Below are 16,615 nucleotides of genomic sequence, written 5' to 3'. Positions count from 1 at the left end.
AGATGGGGGGGAGGAGTCGCAGGGTGTCACAAGCGGGCCGGGAGAATCAAGGCGTCAAAAGAGAAAATGGGGGTGGCACGCTCTCAGCGGGGAAGGGACATGGACTCGAAAAGACGGATTCGTTGACACCAGAGCGCGCATCCACTTCGAAAAGGGAGGTTTGATTCAGGCCAAAGGAGGGCAGCGCAGAGAAACCAACTCAAGTGATCTGGGCCCGGTGGAAAGTTGGCCGCCCCAAGGTTAGGGCAATGAGCCCAGCTCATAATTCAATACCGCGTTCTGTATATCGATGGGGGCGGGGAGCCCCCGGTTGAGCACGGCATCCTGTAATCCCCCCGACTGGAGAAAGGCGCTCACGTCGGGAAGTTCAAGCGCCAAGCGATGCCTCAGCCGGTCCATGTAATCGTAGCTTCCAATGCCGTGTTCGGCAGTCAGGCTCACCTGAATGGTCGCGGGGTGACACGACGTCACGGACCAGGGATTCCACCCGCTTCACGAGTTGATCGGTCCCCTCAATGCGCGTTCCCGAGGGAGCCTTTAAGTTAATGACAAACTGGCCGGCATCGGTTCTCGGAAAGAAGGCCACACCCAGCCATGGATAGAGCCCCAAGCTCAAAATGAAGATTCCCATCACGGCTGCAACGACCGGCACAGGTTTATTCAACGCCTTCCGGAGGAGCTTTTCATACCTGTCGAGCGAGCGGTTGAAAATCTGATTGAACCGGTGGCTGAACGATTTCCGTGGCGGTGTTTTCGCGAGCAGCGGTGGAGCTTCACCGGCGCCGCCCGTCTCATCGGTTCTCCGGGGAAGGGGGCCGATCAATTTGGCGCAGAACAAGGGAACGATGGTCATAGCAACCACGTACGAAGCGATCAAAGCCAGGACCACCGCCAATGCCAGGGCCGAAAAGAGAAACCGGCTGACCCCATAGAGGAAGGTCACCGGAAAAAATACAACGGCAGTGGCAAGCGTGGCCGCCAGCACCGGCAGCGCCACCTCCTTGCCGCCCTTCTCAGCCGCCTCTTTCGACGACTCGCCCTTTTCGAGATGGCGGAAGATGTTTTCGAGCACGACGACCGCATTGTAGATCAGGCGGGAGAAGGCCAGCGCCATCCCGCCGAGAATCATCGTGTTCACGGAACTCCCGCCGAAATAGAGAGGGATGGAGGTCGCCAGGATGGAAAGGGGTACCGAGAGAAACACCGCGACCGTGGCACGCAGGCTGGCCAGGAAAACGAGAATCAGAACACAGGTCAGGAAGAGACCAATGGCCGCCGCAAACACCACCGCATGAATGGCGGCCTTGACAAACGACGACTGGTCAAAGACCACCCGGGCCATGAGTTGCCTCGGAATATCGCTGAGACGGGAAATGACGGACTTGATTCCATCCACCACCGCGATGGTGTTGGTGCCCCCGCCCTGTTTCAAGATGGGGAGATAGACCGAGCGTTGTCCGTCCACCCGGACGATGTTGGTCTGTATCTGGTGTGCGTCGGCCGCCCCTCCAAGATCGCCTACCGTCACGGAACGCTGTCCCCGGGTCTTTACCGGGATATCATTGATCTCCGCCACATTGTGAATCTGGCTATTGGTGTAAATGTTGTAATCATAAGGTCCGATTTTGGCATCGCCGGCGGGGAGAATGAGATTGGATTCGTTGACAGCCCGGACGACATCCATCAGGCTGAGGTGATAAGGCCCCAGTCTCAACGGGTCGGCATAGACCATGATCTGACGGTATTTCCCACCAAAGGGCGGGGGAACCGATGCGCCACGGACCGTCGCCAGCTGATTTCGGACTGCAAATTGTCCCAGGTCGCGCAGCGCCGTCTCACTGAGACCTTCCCCCTTCAGGGTCACCAGGCAGACGGGAAGGCTGGATCCGCCGAACTTCAAAACCACGGGAGGCAGGGTGCCTGGAGGAAGGCGCCGCAAATTCGCCATGGCCAGATTCGAAATCATGGTGACATCCGAATCCGCATTGGTTCCAGGCTGAAAGTAAATCTGGATGATACTGACGCCGGGCAGCGAGCGGGACTCGATGTGTTCGATGCCGCTGCCGAGAGTGAAGAAGCGCTCAAATCGGCCGGTGATCTCGGTCTCCACGTCCTCCGGCGGCATCCCGTTATAAAAGGTCGCGACCACCACTTGGGGGATGTTAATCCTTGGAAACAGGTCTACCGGCATGCGGCCCACACTGGTCACGCCAACCACGAGGACGATGAGACACGAGACAATAATGAAATAAGGATTGTGAATTGCCCAACGGGACATCAGGATTTCCCCTCGCCCACCGGGAGTTCAATGACTTTGGGTCTGACGTTTTCACCGGGACGGAGCTGGCTCCGACCGCTCACGACCACGAGGTCCCCTTCCTTCAGACCTCCCAGAACCTCCGCTTTGTTGGGGCTCTCCAGACCAAGGGCCACGGAGACTTCTTCGATCTGATTCTGCGGGTTTACGCGGAACACAGTGGCTTGCTCTCCATGCCGGTTTAACGCCTGGACCGGGACGGCGAGAACGCCATGCTTCTGATCGAGTACGATGGAGGCATTGGCATACATGCCCGGGACGAGTTCGAGCTTGGGATTTGAGACGTCGACTTCGGTTTCCATGGTGCGCGTGGCAAGATCCAGTTTGTCGGTAAAACGCGCAACGGTCCCCTGGAATGTCTTTCCCACCACGGCCACCTGCACTTGCACCGGGCTGCCGATGTGGATGCGGGGGACGACGGACTCCGGAACGGGAATGATGAGCCGCAGCGAATCATTCTGCGAAAGCCTGATCAGCGGCATGGCCTGCGTGTGAGAGGAGGTGCCGGCTTGAATCAAGGCTCCCGTGTCGGCGTAACGCTGAGTCACCACTCCGGTGAAAGGGGCCGTGATTCGAGCATACCCGAGGAGGGTTTGAAGCCTCTTCTGGTTTGCTTTCGACATTTCGAGCTGTTGTTGAGCCGCCGCCAGCGCGGCCCGGGCGGCGGCCACTTGCGCCTCGGCCACTCGATCGCGACCCAGCGAGTCGTCGATATCCTGCTGTGCCACCAGATGGGGTTGAGTCTTGGTTACTTCCGCCAGTCGTTGGTAGGCGAGGTGCGATACCTCGTGGGCGGATTGGGATCGGGTCAGTTCCTCCTGCGCTCGATGAATCTCTTCAGCGCTTCGCCTCACACCCGCTTCGGCCTGGATGACCTCGTCCTGGAGTTCCGGGATCTCGATCAGAGCCAGGAGTTGGCCCTCCTTGACGTGGTCGCCGACATCCACGTACATGGCTTTCACGAAGCCCGCCACTTTGGCGTGGACTTCAATTTCCTGAAACGGGTGAAACTCAGCGGCCAGCACGAGGTTGCGCGAGAGGTCCTCTCGATCCACTTTGGAGACGCCCACGGTCGGCGCGGTGGTCGAAGAATCAACGTCCGTCGCCGCTCTATTGGATCCGGTACAGCCGTTGAACATCACCCCTGTGACCAACGCCGCTCCGAGAGAAAACATCCGCCACTTGGGTGTGAATCCCCGTCGCAGCACATCCTTGAATTGTGTTTTCATCTATTCACCTGCTCAGGATTTGAATTCAAGAGGACTCCCTAAAAGACGGTCCACGGCTCCCGTGCCCGTCGTCGACTTCTGTCTGGACTCTGGCAAACACCTACCCCCGCTGAGAATTCCAGAAGTGTCCTGGTCATCAACACTTGGAGCGAATAGAGCGCGCTCTCTTTTTTGCAATGGCTTAAATGCCGTCTCAGCCCCTTGCGGACTTATTCCATCGGACCACACGGATCGCCATTTCTCAGGACGGTGACCGAGAAATGAGGCGAGCCTTAACCGAAGGAGGCGGCCTGAGATGTTGGTGTGAGATTGTTGGAATGATTTTCTGGGGAGGAGTCTCCGGCTCCAGGAAGAGCCAATAGTCTCCTGTGACATCGTGAGTGCGAGAAAGAATTTCGATCATACGCGACCTGGATTGCCTTTCGTGGAGGGCCTTGAATGGGCCCCTCCAATTGGGACTACCATGCCGGGGGCACAAAAATGCGCCCGCTGCCACCCTGCCTACGCTCACTGGCGTCTTACAACCATATTTAAACTATATCCGCATCTTATTCCTACGGTGATAATTGGAGTCAATTTGATTCTTGCCTTGAACCGAGCGGCGATGGGGGGGTTGTCAGAGACCGGCGTTCCAGCCTCAACCAACTCCGGCACGCGGGCCCTGGTACCGAGATTGAAGAAAAATGGCCCATCGGCGGAAGCGGAATTGATCGGTCCAGTTATTCGCTCAGATGGTCTTGATCCGGGCGGATGAAGAGAGAGGGGAGTTGTAGTCCCGGGACTTCGATCGTATGAAGCATCCTGTGAGATCACGTCGAATCTCAATCTTGTCGTCCCGGGCGAGCCATCCGAGAGCCAGGTGCACCACATCATTGGACTCACTCAGCTGTTTCCTCAGCTGCGGGAGTGTCTGAGCCCCCTGGTTATTAAGAATGATGGCAATTCTTCGTGCGGTATCGACGATTTGGCCTCTGATATCCATGTGAACAGCCCTTCGTTTCAAGTTCAACCTTCGCGGCAAGGTGACGGTCGATTTCATCTTGGACCCATGCACGCCAGGGAATCTCGCTGATTGAGTTTACGTTCTCCGATCCCGCCACTAATCCTCGAGAAAATTGTTCATGAGATTGAGGAAGAAGACCCATCCTGGGTTGAGCACCGTCCCCATGAGCATCCAATACAGTAGGAACGCCAGAACGATCATGCCTAGGAGAAGAAGAATGATCACCATGTGGGGACCTCATCGTGGTCATGTGGCAACGCCGGGATCTTTATCAGTTTGGATTGTCGCCGCGAGATGTTAAACTTTGATGACAAGTATTTATAGCTTCGGTTAAAACTGTCCTGGAAAGTCGGGGGTGGTGCTCTTAAACCGCAGGTTAGATCCCGGAATAAACCTGTCGGGGGTCAACAGAAGGCCAGGATCACTTACAGGGCATCATGAGAGATTTCAGCCGGAGGCAAAAGGGCGATTTAGTGCTCTATTACGTTGAAAAGATAATCCTTGTGGGCTGTCACGGTCGACCGCCAAGCCGAATGTGCGTTGACCCTGTGATTTTTGAGCTGGCACGAGCCTGATGAGAATTCTATTCCTGTGTACCAGCAATTCCGCGCGAAGTCAGATCGCTGAAGGCATCCTGCGGCATGTGGGCGGAGACGAGGTCGAAGTCCTCAGTGCGGGAACTCTTCCCATGGGTGTTCATTCTGCCGCTGTCCGCGTTATGGCAGAATTAGGCATTGATATCTCCGCGCAGCAGTCTAAATCCATAGACCAATTTCTGGATCAGCCGTTTGACTATGTCATTACCTTGTGCGACGAGGCGGACGAAATCTGCCCTGTTTTTCCGGGAGGACGACAACGTCTTCACTGGTCGATCGCCGATCCCGTGGTGGTAAAGGAAAAAGAGGACGAGAGGTTAAATGCCTTTCGAAAAGTTCGCGACGAAGTCTTTGCCCGGGTGTGCTCATTCCTGGCCTTAAACATCTCAGACAGAGATTCTGCTTAAGCAAACAATCCGGGGCGCACGGGCCAGCCGGGCTCAAATCATGACGCCATCGCTGGCTTGCCCGACTCGGTGGAGAGGCGTATACTCCGTCCCTGTTTTTCCTCCCGCCGAATTTTCCTTGAGATATGAGTGACTCTCGCTGATGAGGGAGAAATAATTGCCGAGGACTGATTTCAAAATAAAATTCCATCCGTGGACTCTCATCTTACTTTTGTTCCTCCCCATCCTTGCCATGACCCAAACTACAAAGCAGGGTACGAAGGCGGTTCCTCTCTCGCTCAACCCGACCGAGGCCTCGCATTTTGCCAAGCTCGCGCTCAAATGCGTTACCAAGGAGTATCCCAACAAGCCGGATCATGTCATCAATGACACTTCCGAAGTGCGAAATCCCCGCGCGCTTCATCCTGCGTTCTATGGATGCTTTGACTGGCATTCCTCGGTTCATGGGCACTGGATGCTGGTCCACCTGCTCCGTCTATTTCCGAACTTGCCGGAGGCGAGCGAGATTCGGACGGCATTGAATCAGAATCTCACTGCGGAATACCTCCTGGTGGAAACGGCCTATCTGGACCAACCCAACCGGCAATCCTTTGAGCGGACCTATGGATGGGCATGGCTTCTGAAACTGGCCGAAGAGCTTCACGATTGGAATGATCCGGACGGGAAACAGTGGTCCCGAAACCTGCATCCCCTCGCCGAGGCCCTCGCGAAGCGATACACCAGCTTTCTGCCCAAACAAACCTATCCGATTCGCACGGGCGTTCATCCCAACACCGCGTTCGGATTGGCATTTGCCCTGGACTACGCTAAGAAGGAAGGCGACCAAAAGCTGGAGGAGATGATTGCAGAGCGAAGCAGGACCTATTTCGGGGCGGACATGAATTATCCCGCGGCGTGGGAACCGGGAGGCGAAGACTTCTTTTCCCCGGCACTGATGGAGGCGGACCTGATGCGGCGAGTCATGAACCCGGTCGAGTTTCAAAAGTGGTTCCACCGATTCCTGCCCGGGGTGGCACGGGGGGAACCTAAGGGATTGTTGAGCCCGGCCATGGTCACGGATCGCACCGATCCCAAGCTCGTACATCTGGATGGACTCAATCTCAGCCGGGCCTGGTGCATGCGCAACATCGCCTCTGCGTTGCCGGTGACGGACCCGGCCCGCAGGGTTCTGTCGGAGTCGGCACACCGCCACGCCCAGGATGCGCTGGCTCATGTCGCCAGCGGCGATTATGCCGGTGAACACTGGCTGGCGTCCTTCGCCGTTTTTATGCTTTCAACCCCGTCCCCCCGTTTGGGCCATTAGGACAGCCCCGGCTTGCTGAGGATGAGGAGATGAGTGACAGGAAAGCCTGCTGAGTGGGAAGCCCCAGACCCTCCTCAGACTTCTGCGATCGGCAAGGAAAAACCCGTGATCCCAAGAAGCGGGATCACGGCTACCCAAGCTTACTACTTCGTGAGACGTTGTCATGCGTCAATATTTTCCATCTCCTGAGGAGTCCTTAATGAAATTCAAACTCTTTGTGTGCGCCTTGTTTTGCGGAATGCTCTTGACGAGTGGGCTTCAGGCCCAACCCTCGCTGGATTCCCTGATTGACCGCAACCTCTCAGCGCTCGTCGCCACGTACAAGACGCTTCACGAATCTCCCGAACTGTCCCACCAGGAAGAGAAGACCTCGGCGTTCATGGCCAGGGAGCTGAAGTCCTACGGTTACACAGTCACCGACCGTGTGGGGAAATATAGTAGCCCGGATCGAATCGGGTACGGGTTAGTCGCGGTCATGAAAAATGGTCCCGGACCTACGGTCCTTGTGCGGACGGAGTTGGACGCCCTTCCCGTCGAGGAAAAAACCGGCCTGCCCTACGCGAGCAAGGTGAGGACCAAGAACGACGCGGGCCAGGACGTCAGCGTCATGCACGCCTGCGGGCACGACATCCACATGACTTCGCTTCTGGGGACCGCCAAAATGCTGGCGGAGATCAAGGATCAATGGCACGGAACGCTGATGCTGATTGGACAGCCGGCGGAAGAAGCCATCGATGGGGCTTTGGCCATGCTCAATGACGGGCTGTATTCCCGGTTTTCCAGGCCCGACTTCGCGGTGGCCCTTCACGACTCGGGGAGTTTAGAGGCGGGGAAGGTGGGTTTTACTCCGGGTTACGCGCTGGCCAGTTCGACCTCGGTGGACATTATTATCCATGGCTTGGGTGGACATGGATCAGCACCGGAGACCACAAAAGACCCGATTGTCGTGGCGGCCCAGGTCATCCTGGCCCTCCAGACGATTGTCAGCCGAGAGGATTCGCCGTTCGATCCGGCTGTCGTCACGATCGGTTCGATCCATGGGGGGACAAAGCACAACATCATTCCCGATGAAGTCCGCCTGCAGTTGACCGTCCGTACCTACAAGGAAGAGGTCCGTCAACACATTCTGGCTTCCCTCCGACGCATCACCAAGGGGATCGCGGCCGCGGCGGGAATCCCCGAAGACCGGGCCCCCGAGGTGATGGTCAGCGATACCGAGGTAACGCCGGCGACGTACAACGATCCTGCCTTGACGGAGCGGCTGGCGGAGACGTTCAGAAAGGTTCTGGGTTCGGAGAACGTGGTGAAGCTGGCTCCCATCATGGCCAGTGAGGATTTCGGACGCTTCGGGCTGGAAGGGCGTCAGATTCCCACCTGCATGTTTACGCTGGGAGCCGTTGATCCTGAGAGAGTCGCCCAGAGCAGGCGGACGGGCACGCCGCTCCCCTCCCTCCACTCCAGCCTGTTTGCGCCTCTACCCGAGCCCACCATTCGGACCGGGGTCAAGGCCATGACGGCGGCAGTGCTTGAGCTGATGAAGAAGTTAGAACCATAGCCTGACCGACAAGGCGCAGCAAACGCCGAAGGAACACCTGCTGATTCGTATCCCTCTTCCGTTCCGCGTCTCAGCGGTGGATCAAGCCCCCATTTCAGGCTTCCCGCATCTCGATCAGCTTGTGAATCTCCCGGACCGCTTTCTCAGCATCCTCAGTGTCAACAATCATACTGACGCTGCATTCCGAGGATCCTTGCGCAATGGCCACGACGTTGATCCGATCTTTCCCCAGCGAACTAAAAATCTGACCCGCAATGCCCGGGGTGTGCCGCATCCCCGCCCCGACCACCGTGATGATGACCACGTTTTCCATCGCCCAGATCCGGTCAATATTCTGCTGCTCCAGCTCGCGGCGAAATTCGTCCTTGAGAGCATCCATGACGAGGGAGGCGGCGGGCGAAGGGACGATAAAGCAGATGCTTTGTTCTGAGGACGCCTGCGTGATGAGGGAAACACTGGTGTGGGTGCGGGCGACGGCACTGAAAGTGCGTGCGGCCACGCCAGGCACGCCGAGCATGCCGCGCCCTTCGACGGTCAGCATCGTCTGTCCCCGGATCGCCGTCACCGCCCGGATGGTGCCATGCGGCGCCGTCTCGTCGGAGACGACGCGAGTGCCGGCGCTCGAGGGGTTGAAGGTGTTTTTCACCCACAGGGCGATGTCGCGTTCGATTACCGGACGGATCGTCTTGGGGTGCAGTACCTTGGCGCCATAGTACGCCAACTCGGAGATCTCCCGGAAAGTGATTTCAGGCAATGTTCGCGCGGCTGAAACGATCCGCGGATCGGCGGTCATCACCCCGTCGACATCCGTCCAGATCCAGACCTCACGGGCATCGAGCGCCACCCCCAGCAACGCCGCGCTGAAATCGCTTCCGCCGCGCCCGAGCGTGGTGACGACACCTTGCGCCGTCGCCCCGATGAAACCCGTCACCACGGGGACAACGCCTCTTTCAAGGAGCGGGAACAACCTGGCCTGAGTGCGTGATCGCGTAAGTTCGGAGATCGGGTTTGCGGATTGGAAATTCGTGTCCGTCATGATGAGCTCGGTCGCTTCGATCGGTTCGGCAGGGATCCCCGCCTCCCGCAAATAGGACGCCACCAGATGAATGCTCATCCGCTCCCCCAGCGAGGAGATCGCATCGAGCGCCCGGGCGGAGGCCTCTCCCAGGACATAGACGGCATGGCAGAGGGTTTCGAATTCCTCGACGAGAGAATCGATCCACACGCGAACCTCGTCCCAGCGGACCGGAGATCTCAGATCCTTCGCCAGGTGATTGAGTGTGTCATAATGTCTTCCGCGCAACTCTCCAGCCAGTGCCTTAAACGTCTCTCCATCGCCTTCCGCCGCCGTGTGCGCGCCCTTGAGGAGCATGTCGGTGACCTTGCTCATGGCCGAAACAACGACGACCACCCGCGGCCAATCGGCCTGCACGCCGCGAACGATGCGGCCGACATGGCGTATCGCGTCGGCATTACCGACTGAGGTCCCGCCGAATTTCATGACCAGTGTGTTCAAGCAACGCCTCCAGGAATGGGTTTTATCAATTCAGTAAAGAAGGAGTAATCAAAACCATTCTCAGCCTAAAAGTTGGCATTTTGCAATGGGAAACCTTTAGAATAGGTCGGCTCTACTCCTCCCGAGCATGGGGCCTTCCATCGAGGCAGTACTCGGTGGAGAAGTGCTCGAAGGAAGGAGGGCCAACCTTCTGGCTCTGATCCGGAAAGAATGAGAGCGGTGGCCCCATCGCGGGATATCTTCTCATGACCCACGGTCACGACCTTTACAGAATGCATTCATTTGCCATTGGGGATTTCACTATGCGTGCTCAAACAGGTTTCATTCTAGGTGCAGCCATTCTGCTACTCATCGCATCACCCTTGTCTCTAAACTCCCGGGATCGATCCATTGAAGATCCAACAAGCGCAACCACCGACCCGCTCACCCGACAGGAGCCCTGGATGAAGAATTCCGTTTCAAAGCTCGAGAAAGAACTGACTGCAAAATATGGAGAGGGAGAGCGGGCGAGGCTTCTACGTGGCCTGCAACAGGTGTCTGATTTCTGGCGCGCCGGGGACGGTGACGCGGCCGCGTTCGAGGATTTTGTGCGGTCAAATTTTGCGGCCGATGCAGCCACTCGCGACGCTATGTTCAATCGCTTCGAACATAACCTGGAGCAACTCGACGGACACATGCACGAGATCAACCGCGAGTTTCGGACCCCCATCGATCTGGACATCGGGACGCTCTATCCCTTCGATCAGGTCTTTGGAGGCTACGATCCCTCGGCCCACCTGACCGATGATTTTTTTCAGAACAAGCTCCCCTTTACCATCCTGCTCAATTTCCCGTTGACGACGCTCGACCAGCGCCTCCGCGAAGGCGAACACTGGTCGCGGCGCGAATGGGCGGAGGCACGGCTTGCCCAGAGATTTTCAAAGCGGGTTCCCGCCGAGGTGAATCTGGCCCTGGCGCAAGCGGAAGCAGAAGCCGCCCGCTACGTTTCCGAATACAACATCTGGATGGGGCATGTTGTCGAGGGTGGCGGCCCGCGCCTCTTTCCGGCCGACCTGCGCCTGCTCTCTCATTGGAATCTGCGCGACGAAATCAAGGCCGATTACAGCGATGCGAAATCGGGCCTTGCCAGGCAAAGGATGATTCAACAGGTCATGGAACGGATCGTGACGCAGACAATCCCGGAAAGCGTCGTCAATAATCCCCACGTGGACTGGAATCCTTCCTCGAATGTGGTGACACCGGCGGATGAGAAATCACGGATCGGATCGGGCGTCCCCTCCAGCATACCCGAACCCGACACTCGCTATGCCAAGCTGCTGCTGACGTTTCAGGCCTCCCGTAAAGTCGATCCGTATTCGCCGACCGCGCCTACCCTGATTGCACGGCGCTTCGACGAAAACCGGGAAATCCCCGAGCCCCGCGTGAAAGCCATGCTGGAGCAGGTGGTTTCGTCACCGCTTGTGGCTCAGGTGGCAAAACTGATCGAGTCCCGGCTCGGCAGGCCGCTGGAACCCTTCGACATCTGGTACAACGGTTTCCGGCCTCGGGGCGCTTACACGGAGGCCCAGCTGGACGAGATCGTGGCCCGCAAGTATCCCACGGCGGAGGCCTACCAGAAGGACATCCCAAACCTCTTGATGAAACTCGGGTTTTCGAAGGATCGGGCCGGATATCTGGCCAACAATATCATCGTTGATCCGGCACGCGGGTCAGGCCACGCCATGGGCGCCGGAATGCGCTCGGAAAAAGCGCACCTGCGCACCCGGGTTGAGAAATCCGGAATGAATTACAAGGGGTATAACATCGCGGTTCATGAGATGGGACACAACATCGAACAGACCTTCTCCATGAACAACATTGACCATTACTTGCTTCAGGGGGTGCCGAATACCGCCTTCACGGAGGCACTGGCTTTTGTGTTCCAGGGACATGATCTGGAACTGCTGGGGCTGGCCAATCCCGACGCGAAGAGTCAGGCGATGAAAACGTTGGATGATTTCTGGGGAACTTATGAGATCGCCGGCGTCGCACTGGTGGACATGGCCGTTTGGCACTGGATGTACGACCATCCCCAGGCCACCCCCGAGCAGTTGAAACAAGCCACGGTGCAGATTGCAAAGGACACCTGGAATCTGTACTACGCTCCCGTCTTCAAGACGCGCGATATGGTCTTGCTCGGTGTCTATTCACACATGATCGATTCCTTTCTCTATCTTCCGGATTATCCCATGGGGCATATGATCTCGTTTCAGATCGAAGAGCAGATGGAAAAGGCGGGAAACCTGGGAGCGGAATTTGAACGGATGGCAACCATCGGAAGCATTGCGCCGGATCTCTGGATGAGGAAAGCCACTGGCGCCCCCGTGGGTCCCGAAGCGCTCCTGGCGGCCACGAAGAAGGCGTTGAGCGGTGAATCGGTCAGGTAAATGGGCGCAGAATCACCACACAGACACCGTCTGTAATTGGTCGTCCTTCATCCTTAATGTTCTTGCATAGGCGATGGATGGTTCGTACCAGCGGCATCGAACTTATGACCGAAGCTTGCATGATTTTCCGTAGGAGCGCATAGCCATGCGGCCCCTGGAGTATATGCACATACATAGGTTGGGGCGAATGGCGATGCGCCCCTACCGCGAAGAATCCGGCGTGATCCCTTATGACCTTATTTATGAATTCTGCGCTTTTCTCATTTCCCGACATGTTCTTTGCATAGCGGTTTTGATTTGGGTGTCGCTGGCGCCTGGTCGGATGTGCAGTCAGGACCCTAATCCTCCGCCCCCAAGCAAACCTGACCAAGCATCCAGGGACAAGAGCGAAACCAAGGACGACACAGGGGAAGAACCGGACTTCATCGTGCCCGCGCGCCCGACCGTTTCGAATCCGGCCGAGTTCCAGCGACCCGGCGTCCTGCAATTGGAAATGGGATATAACTCAAACTTCCATGCGCGCGGGGTACGGAGTGAGCTGGATACGCCGATGGCGATACGGTTCGCGGCCAGCCGGAGAATCCTGCTGGAGTTCGACAGTGACAATGTGATTTCTCAGGTTAACTCGGACGGGTTCAGGATGACCAGTGTGGGCGACACCCAGATCGGCATCCAGGGCGTTGCCGGCCATGAATCTCATTCGCGACCCGGCATTGCATTCGCCTACTACCTCAAATTGCCGACAGCCAGCAGTGCCAAGGGACTGGGAACGGGACGGGTTGACCACAATTTCATCGGATTTGTCAGCAAGAAAATTGGCAATACCACCCTGGACTTCAATGCAGTCTACCTGCTGGCCGGTCGGCAGGGGAGAGCGGGCCTAGCCTCCAGCGGACAGGCGGCCCTGGCCGCGTCCTACAATGTGACCCGGAAATTCGTCCTGGAAGCCGAATTCAGTGGCTTCAGTCGGAATGACATTCAGTCGGGTGCAATCTTCGGACTCGGCGTGATTGCTTACCAGGTGAACCGACGCCTTGTTTTCGATGCGGGCATTCGGACAGGCTTCACGCGCGGCTCTCCACGGGTGGGGGCGCTCGCCGGATTGACCGTCGGAGTAGCTGATTTTTTCAAGAGGCATCGTTGACCCTGAAGCCCCGGGGACAAACTGCCGGCAGCGCCTGTCGAACACTCGGATCGTGAAGCCCGGTGTCCGGCTAATCAACGTTTATGAAGTGACCTCCAATCAGCCTGTTCCTTGACCACCTTTCTGCAATGATGGCAAACTTTTCTATCCTTCTATCTAGTTTCCTCTTGCAGGGCCCGTCCCCGATTCAACTGAGGGCCCAGTTGCGCGCGGATCTGGGCCAGATCCTGCTTGCCGTGCTGTTCGTATCGGTGGGCGTCGCCGTGTTAATCCTGGCCGGGTTGCGGCGGAGATTCAAGGATCTTTCGCTCGTCTCGTTTGGCGTGTGCGGTGTGCTTTATGGGGTGCGCTTGTTTTCAAGTGCCGGGACAACACCGCTACTTTTTGACGTCCCGCCCATCTTGTGGGTTTATATAACCGCGTTCATTACTTATTTCATCCCGGTCCCGTTTGTGGTTTACCTGGAGCAGTTCATGGGGCGGGGCTGGAAGTCTTCCATTCGTCGACTGTGGCAGCTGCAGGGCCTTTATGCGGCCGTGGCTATTCCGCTCAGCGCCTTTCGACACAATCCCTGGGAGGCCGGCGGTTGGAACAACGCCCTCGTCATCCTGATCATGGTCGTGATCTTCGGAAACCTTTTCCGCATGGTCCCCCGCCTGGCCGGAGAGTTGAAGGTGTTTTGGGCCGGTGTGACGATTTTCATGATTTTCATTTTAAACGCAAACCTTGTCCAGAGGGGCCTTCTGCCGTGGCGCTGGACCGCAGAGCCGATCGGCCTCCTCATCTTCATCGGCTTTCTCGGCTATGCGGTTGCCCGTCGCTTCTTCATGAACGAAAGACAACTCCTCGCCATTGAGCAGGAGATGATTACCGCCCGGCGCATTCAGGCGTCCATCCTGCCCCAACAAATGCCTGAGGTGTTGGGCCTCAACCTGGCCGCCCGCTATCTTCCCATGGCAGCCGTGGCCGGTGATTTCTACGATTTTCTGGTTCTGGACGGGAAGGGAATCGGGATCCTGGTGGCTGACGTGTCGGGACACGGGGTGCCTGCAGCATTGATCGCCTCCATGGTCAAGGTATCGTTTGCTTCACAGGCCCCACTGGCCTTAGACCCGGCCGCCGTGCTCGCGGGGATGAACCAGGTCTTCTGCGGGAAGTTCGAGCGTGAGTTTATCACGGCGGGTTACCTGCTCCTGGATATGGGAAACCGAAAACTCGTTTATGCCGGCGCCGGTCACCCCTCCCCCTTGTTATTGAAAAGGTCGGAAAATAAGATCTACGAGCTTTCGGAAAACGGTCTCATCATGGGACAGTTTCCGGAGGCGCACTATGTGAATGCCGAGTTGGACCTTGGACCCGGCGATCGAATTGTGCTCTACACCGACGGAATCCCGGAGACCACAAACCCCTCCGGTGAATTTTTTGGAGAAGATCGTCTGAAACAGTTCCTTAAAGCGCAGGAACACCGCTCGCCCGGACGGTTCGCAGATGCCTTACTTGAACAGCTCTTCCGATGGTCGGGCAAACGGTCGGGCGAGACGTTGGACGATGACCTGACGTTGATTGTTGTGGATATTGAAACTGCAGCTGCCTCGACCGATTGAATCCAATCGGAATCACTCATCGTGGAGAAGAATTCATCAGGTTCATTCATGAATTTCCAAAGGAGGCCCTCATGAAAATCAAATCTTCGATCTTGACAGGGATGGCCCTGGTTGTAATGGCACTTTCGTCCTCCCTGCCCCTGGCCCAGGAGCTGAGGCCCATCGAACTGCCGGCTCCCCAGATGGACAACGGGCGCCCGCTCATGCAAGTTCTCAAAGACCGGCACACCACAAGGGCATTCAGCACTGAGAAATTACCGGTGCAGGTGCTTTCCAACTTGCTCTGGGCAGCCTTCGGCATTAATCGACCCAAGACCGGGGGCCGGACCGCACCCTCAGCGATGAATTGGCAGGAAATCGATCTCTATGTTGCCACCGCGGATGGGCTCTTCCTCTATGACGCCAAAGCCAACCTGTTGAAGCCGATCCTCAAGGAAGACGTCCGGGCTTTGACCGGCAGCCAGCCGTTTGTTAAGGAAGCTCCGGTGAATCTCATTTATGTCTCGGATCTGGCACGGACGAGCCGGGCGTCTTCAGAGGATCAAAATCTGTATACAGGCGCAGACGCCGGATTCATCAGCCAGAACGTGTACCTGTTCTGTGCGTCAGAAGGGTTGGCGACCGTGGTCCGGGGCTCGGTCGATCGTCCAGCGCTGGCGAAGGCCATGAAACTGAGGCCGGAACAGAGGATCATCCTTGCCCAATCTGTAGGGAAGCCGAAACAGTGAAAAGCCTGGTCTAAGATGTGACCGAGTAAAATAATTTGGTGAATTGGGCTGTGTAATTACCGATTGCTGTTCTGAAGATAGGGCGCAATCGGAGGTCGTGGGGTGGAGGGGCCTCTTGTTGTAGGCTGGAAAGGAAGGATCCCCCAGCTTCCGTTGGGGGAATTTTTCCTTCCCTTTTGCGCCGGCAAAATTTTTCTAGTGTTTGAGCGAGCCGGGCTTGTCTTTCTCTTTGATTGCGTGGATTCTTTTCGAATCACTCACCCAGGAGAATTGTTATGAAACCCAGGAAAACTTGGGCGGAAAAACTTGCCGACAGTAAGGACCTGCCGAAGGTGGTCGCCATCCCGGAGAAGATGCGCGAAAAGTGGGGAACCGGCACCCTTGTGGTTCCGGCACCTCATGAGGTCGATGAAATCATGAGGAACGTCCCCCGGGGGAAGCTGATCACCATCAATGAAATTCGGGTCGTGCTGGCGCGCAAACACGGTGCCACGATTGGGTGCCCGATCACCACGGGGATCTTTGCCTGGATTGCCGCTCATGCCGCGGAGGAGTCGGCCACCAAGGGAAAGAGGCGAATTACTCCCTATTGGCGGACTTTGAAGTCGAGGGGCATGATCAACGAGAAATATCCGGGAGGGGCAAAAGGTCAGATTGCAAAATTGAGAATCGAAGGACACCGCGTCTCGAGGAGAGGGAGTAAATACGCGGTGGAGGATTTCGAGGAATCCTTGGTGCTCAAAGATCCAGAAGAAGAGTGAAAACCTAAATCCTAACGCTGAGACGC

Annotated in this window: 11 protein-coding genes and 1 pseudogene; 8 read left to right on the top strand and 4 right to left on the bottom strand. The window is 57.0% G+C overall.

Annotated features, from left to right (window positions below):
• Positions 1–240: 240 nt before the first annotated feature.
• The 3 genes and pseudogenes from LAO21_11915 to LAO21_11905 all read right to left on the bottom strand — a co-directional run bounded on the left by LAO21_11915 (position 241) and on the right by LAO21_11905 (position 4,528).
• Positions 241–2,278, bottom strand: a pseudogene (locus LAO21_11915) (efflux RND transporter permease subunit).
• Positions 2,278–3,546, bottom strand: coding sequence for an efflux RND transporter periplasmic adaptor subunit (locus LAO21_11910; GenBank protein MBZ5553419.1), 1,269 nt, complete (start codon positions 3,544–3,546; stop codon positions 2,278–2,280). Before LAO21_11910 ends, LAO21_11915 begins: the two are co-directional and overlap by 1 nt.
• A gap of 727 nt (positions 3,547–4,273) precedes the next feature.
• Positions 4,274–4,528 carry a winged helix-turn-helix domain-containing protein gene (locus LAO21_11905; GenBank protein ID MBZ5553418.1) on the bottom strand — a complete coding sequence of 85 codons (255 nt, stop codon included), beginning with the start codon at positions 4,526–4,528 and terminating at the stop codon, positions 4,274–4,276.
• A gap of 595 nt (positions 4,529–5,123) precedes the next feature.
• Here LAO21_11905 and LAO21_11900 point away from each other — a divergent pair.
• The 3 genes from LAO21_11900 to LAO21_11890 all read left to right on the top strand — a co-directional run bounded on the left by LAO21_11900 (position 5,124) and on the right by LAO21_11890 (position 8,410).
• Positions 5,124–5,552: an arsenate reductase ArsC gene (locus tag LAO21_11900; protein MBZ5553417.1), complete on the top strand. Its 429-nt coding sequence runs from the start codon at positions 5,124–5,126 to the stop codon at positions 5,550–5,552.
• Positions 5,553–5,784: 232 nt separating this feature from the next.
• Positions 5,785–6,855, top strand: coding sequence for a DUF2891 domain-containing protein (locus LAO21_11895; GenBank protein ID MBZ5553416.1), 1,071 nt, complete (start codon positions 5,785–5,787; stop codon positions 6,853–6,855).
• Between the two features lie 238 nt (positions 6,856–7,093).
• Positions 7,094–8,410 carry an amidohydrolase gene (locus LAO21_11890; protein MBZ5553415.1) on the top strand — a complete coding sequence of 439 codons (1,317 nt, stop codon included), beginning with the start codon at positions 7,094–7,096 and terminating at the stop codon, positions 8,408–8,410.
• Between the two features lie 94 nt (positions 8,411–8,504).
• On the opposite strand, the gene LAO21_11885 is transcribed toward LAO21_11890, so the two are convergent.
• A complete protein-coding gene (locus LAO21_11885) occupies positions 8,505–9,911 on the bottom strand; it encodes an aspartate kinase (GenBank protein ID MBZ5553414.1) in 1,407 nt (468 codons plus the stop codon).
• A 458-nt stretch (positions 9,912–10,369) separates the two neighbouring features.
• Between LAO21_11885 and LAO21_11880 the strand changes: the two genes are divergently transcribed.
• The 5 genes from LAO21_11880 (at position 10,370) to LAO21_11860 (ending at position 16,589) form a co-directional block, all read left to right on the top strand.
• The gene (locus tag LAO21_11880; GenBank protein ID MBZ5553413.1) at positions 10,370–12,352 is read left to right on the top strand and encodes a hypothetical protein; all 1,983 of its coding nucleotides are present in this window, start codon (positions 10,370–10,372) and stop codon (positions 12,350–12,352) included.
• A gap of 163 nt (positions 12,353–12,515) precedes the next feature.
• Positions 12,516–13,496 (top strand): transporter, encoded by a 981-nt coding sequence (locus tag LAO21_11875; GenBank protein ID MBZ5553412.1) that lies wholly within the window; start codon positions 12,516–12,518, stop codon positions 13,494–13,496.
• A 131-nt stretch (positions 13,497–13,627) separates the two neighbouring features.
• Complete coding sequence (locus LAO21_11870; GenBank protein MBZ5553411.1) at positions 13,628–15,100, top strand: serine/threonine-protein phosphatase; 1,473 nt, start codon at positions 13,628–13,630, stop codon at positions 15,098–15,100.
• Between the two features lie 71 nt (positions 15,101–15,171).
• Complete coding sequence (locus LAO21_11865) at positions 15,172–15,828, top strand: SagB/ThcOx family dehydrogenase (protein MBZ5553410.1); 657 nt, start codon at positions 15,172–15,174, stop codon at positions 15,826–15,828.
• Positions 15,829–16,103: 275 nt separating this feature from the next.
• Positions 16,104–16,589 (top strand): MGMT family protein, encoded by a 486-nt coding sequence (locus tag LAO21_11860; GenBank protein MBZ5553409.1) that lies wholly within the window; start codon positions 16,104–16,106, stop codon positions 16,587–16,589.
• Positions 16,590–16,615 lie beyond the last annotated feature (26 nt).

The sequence above is a fragment of the Terriglobia bacterium genome, assembly GCA_020073085.1.
In the GTDB taxonomy this organism is placed as follows: Bacteria; Acidobacteriota; Terriglobia; order JAIQFV01; family JAIQFV01; genus JAIQFV01.
This window is presented reverse-complemented; position numbering and strand designations above follow the sequence as displayed.

Excerpts from the sequence above, each read along its gene's own strand:
- LAO21_11910 (MBZ5553419.1), bottom strand. The coding sequence starts at position 3,546 with ATGAAAACACAATTCAAGGATGTGCTGCGACGGGGATTCACACCCAAG.
- LAO21_11905 (MBZ5553418.1), bottom strand. The coding sequence starts at position 4,528 with ATGGATATCAGAGGCCAAATCGTCGATACCGCACGAAGAATTGCCATC.
- LAO21_11900 (MBZ5553417.1), top strand. The coding sequence starts at position 5,124 with ATGAGAATTCTATTCCTGTGTACCAGCAATTCCGCGCGAAGTCAGATC.
- LAO21_11895 (MBZ5553416.1), top strand. The coding sequence starts at position 5,785 with ATGACCCAAACTACAAAGCAGGGTACGAAGGCGGTTCCTCTCTCGCTC.
- LAO21_11890 (MBZ5553415.1), top strand. The coding sequence starts at position 7,094 with ATGCTCTTGACGAGTGGGCTTCAGGCCCAACCCTCGCTGGATTCCCTG.
- LAO21_11885 (MBZ5553414.1), bottom strand. The coding sequence starts at position 9,911 with ATGAAATTCGGCGGGACCTCAGTCGGTAATGCCGACGCGATACGCCAT.
- LAO21_11880 (MBZ5553413.1), top strand. The coding sequence starts at position 10,370 with ATGAAGAATTCCGTTTCAAAGCTCGAGAAAGAACTGACTGCAAAATAT.
- LAO21_11875 (MBZ5553412.1), top strand. The coding sequence starts at position 12,516 with ATGCACATACATAGGTTGGGGCGAATGGCGATGCGCCCCTACCGCGAA.
- LAO21_11870 (MBZ5553411.1), top strand. The coding sequence starts at position 13,628 with ATGGCAAACTTTTCTATCCTTCTATCTAGTTTCCTCTTGCAGGGCCCG.
- LAO21_11865 (MBZ5553410.1), top strand. The coding sequence starts at position 15,172 with ATGAAAATCAAATCTTCGATCTTGACAGGGATGGCCCTGGTTGTAATG.
- LAO21_11860 (MBZ5553409.1), top strand. The coding sequence starts at position 16,104 with ATGAAACCCAGGAAAACTTGGGCGGAAAAACTTGCCGACAGTAAGGAC.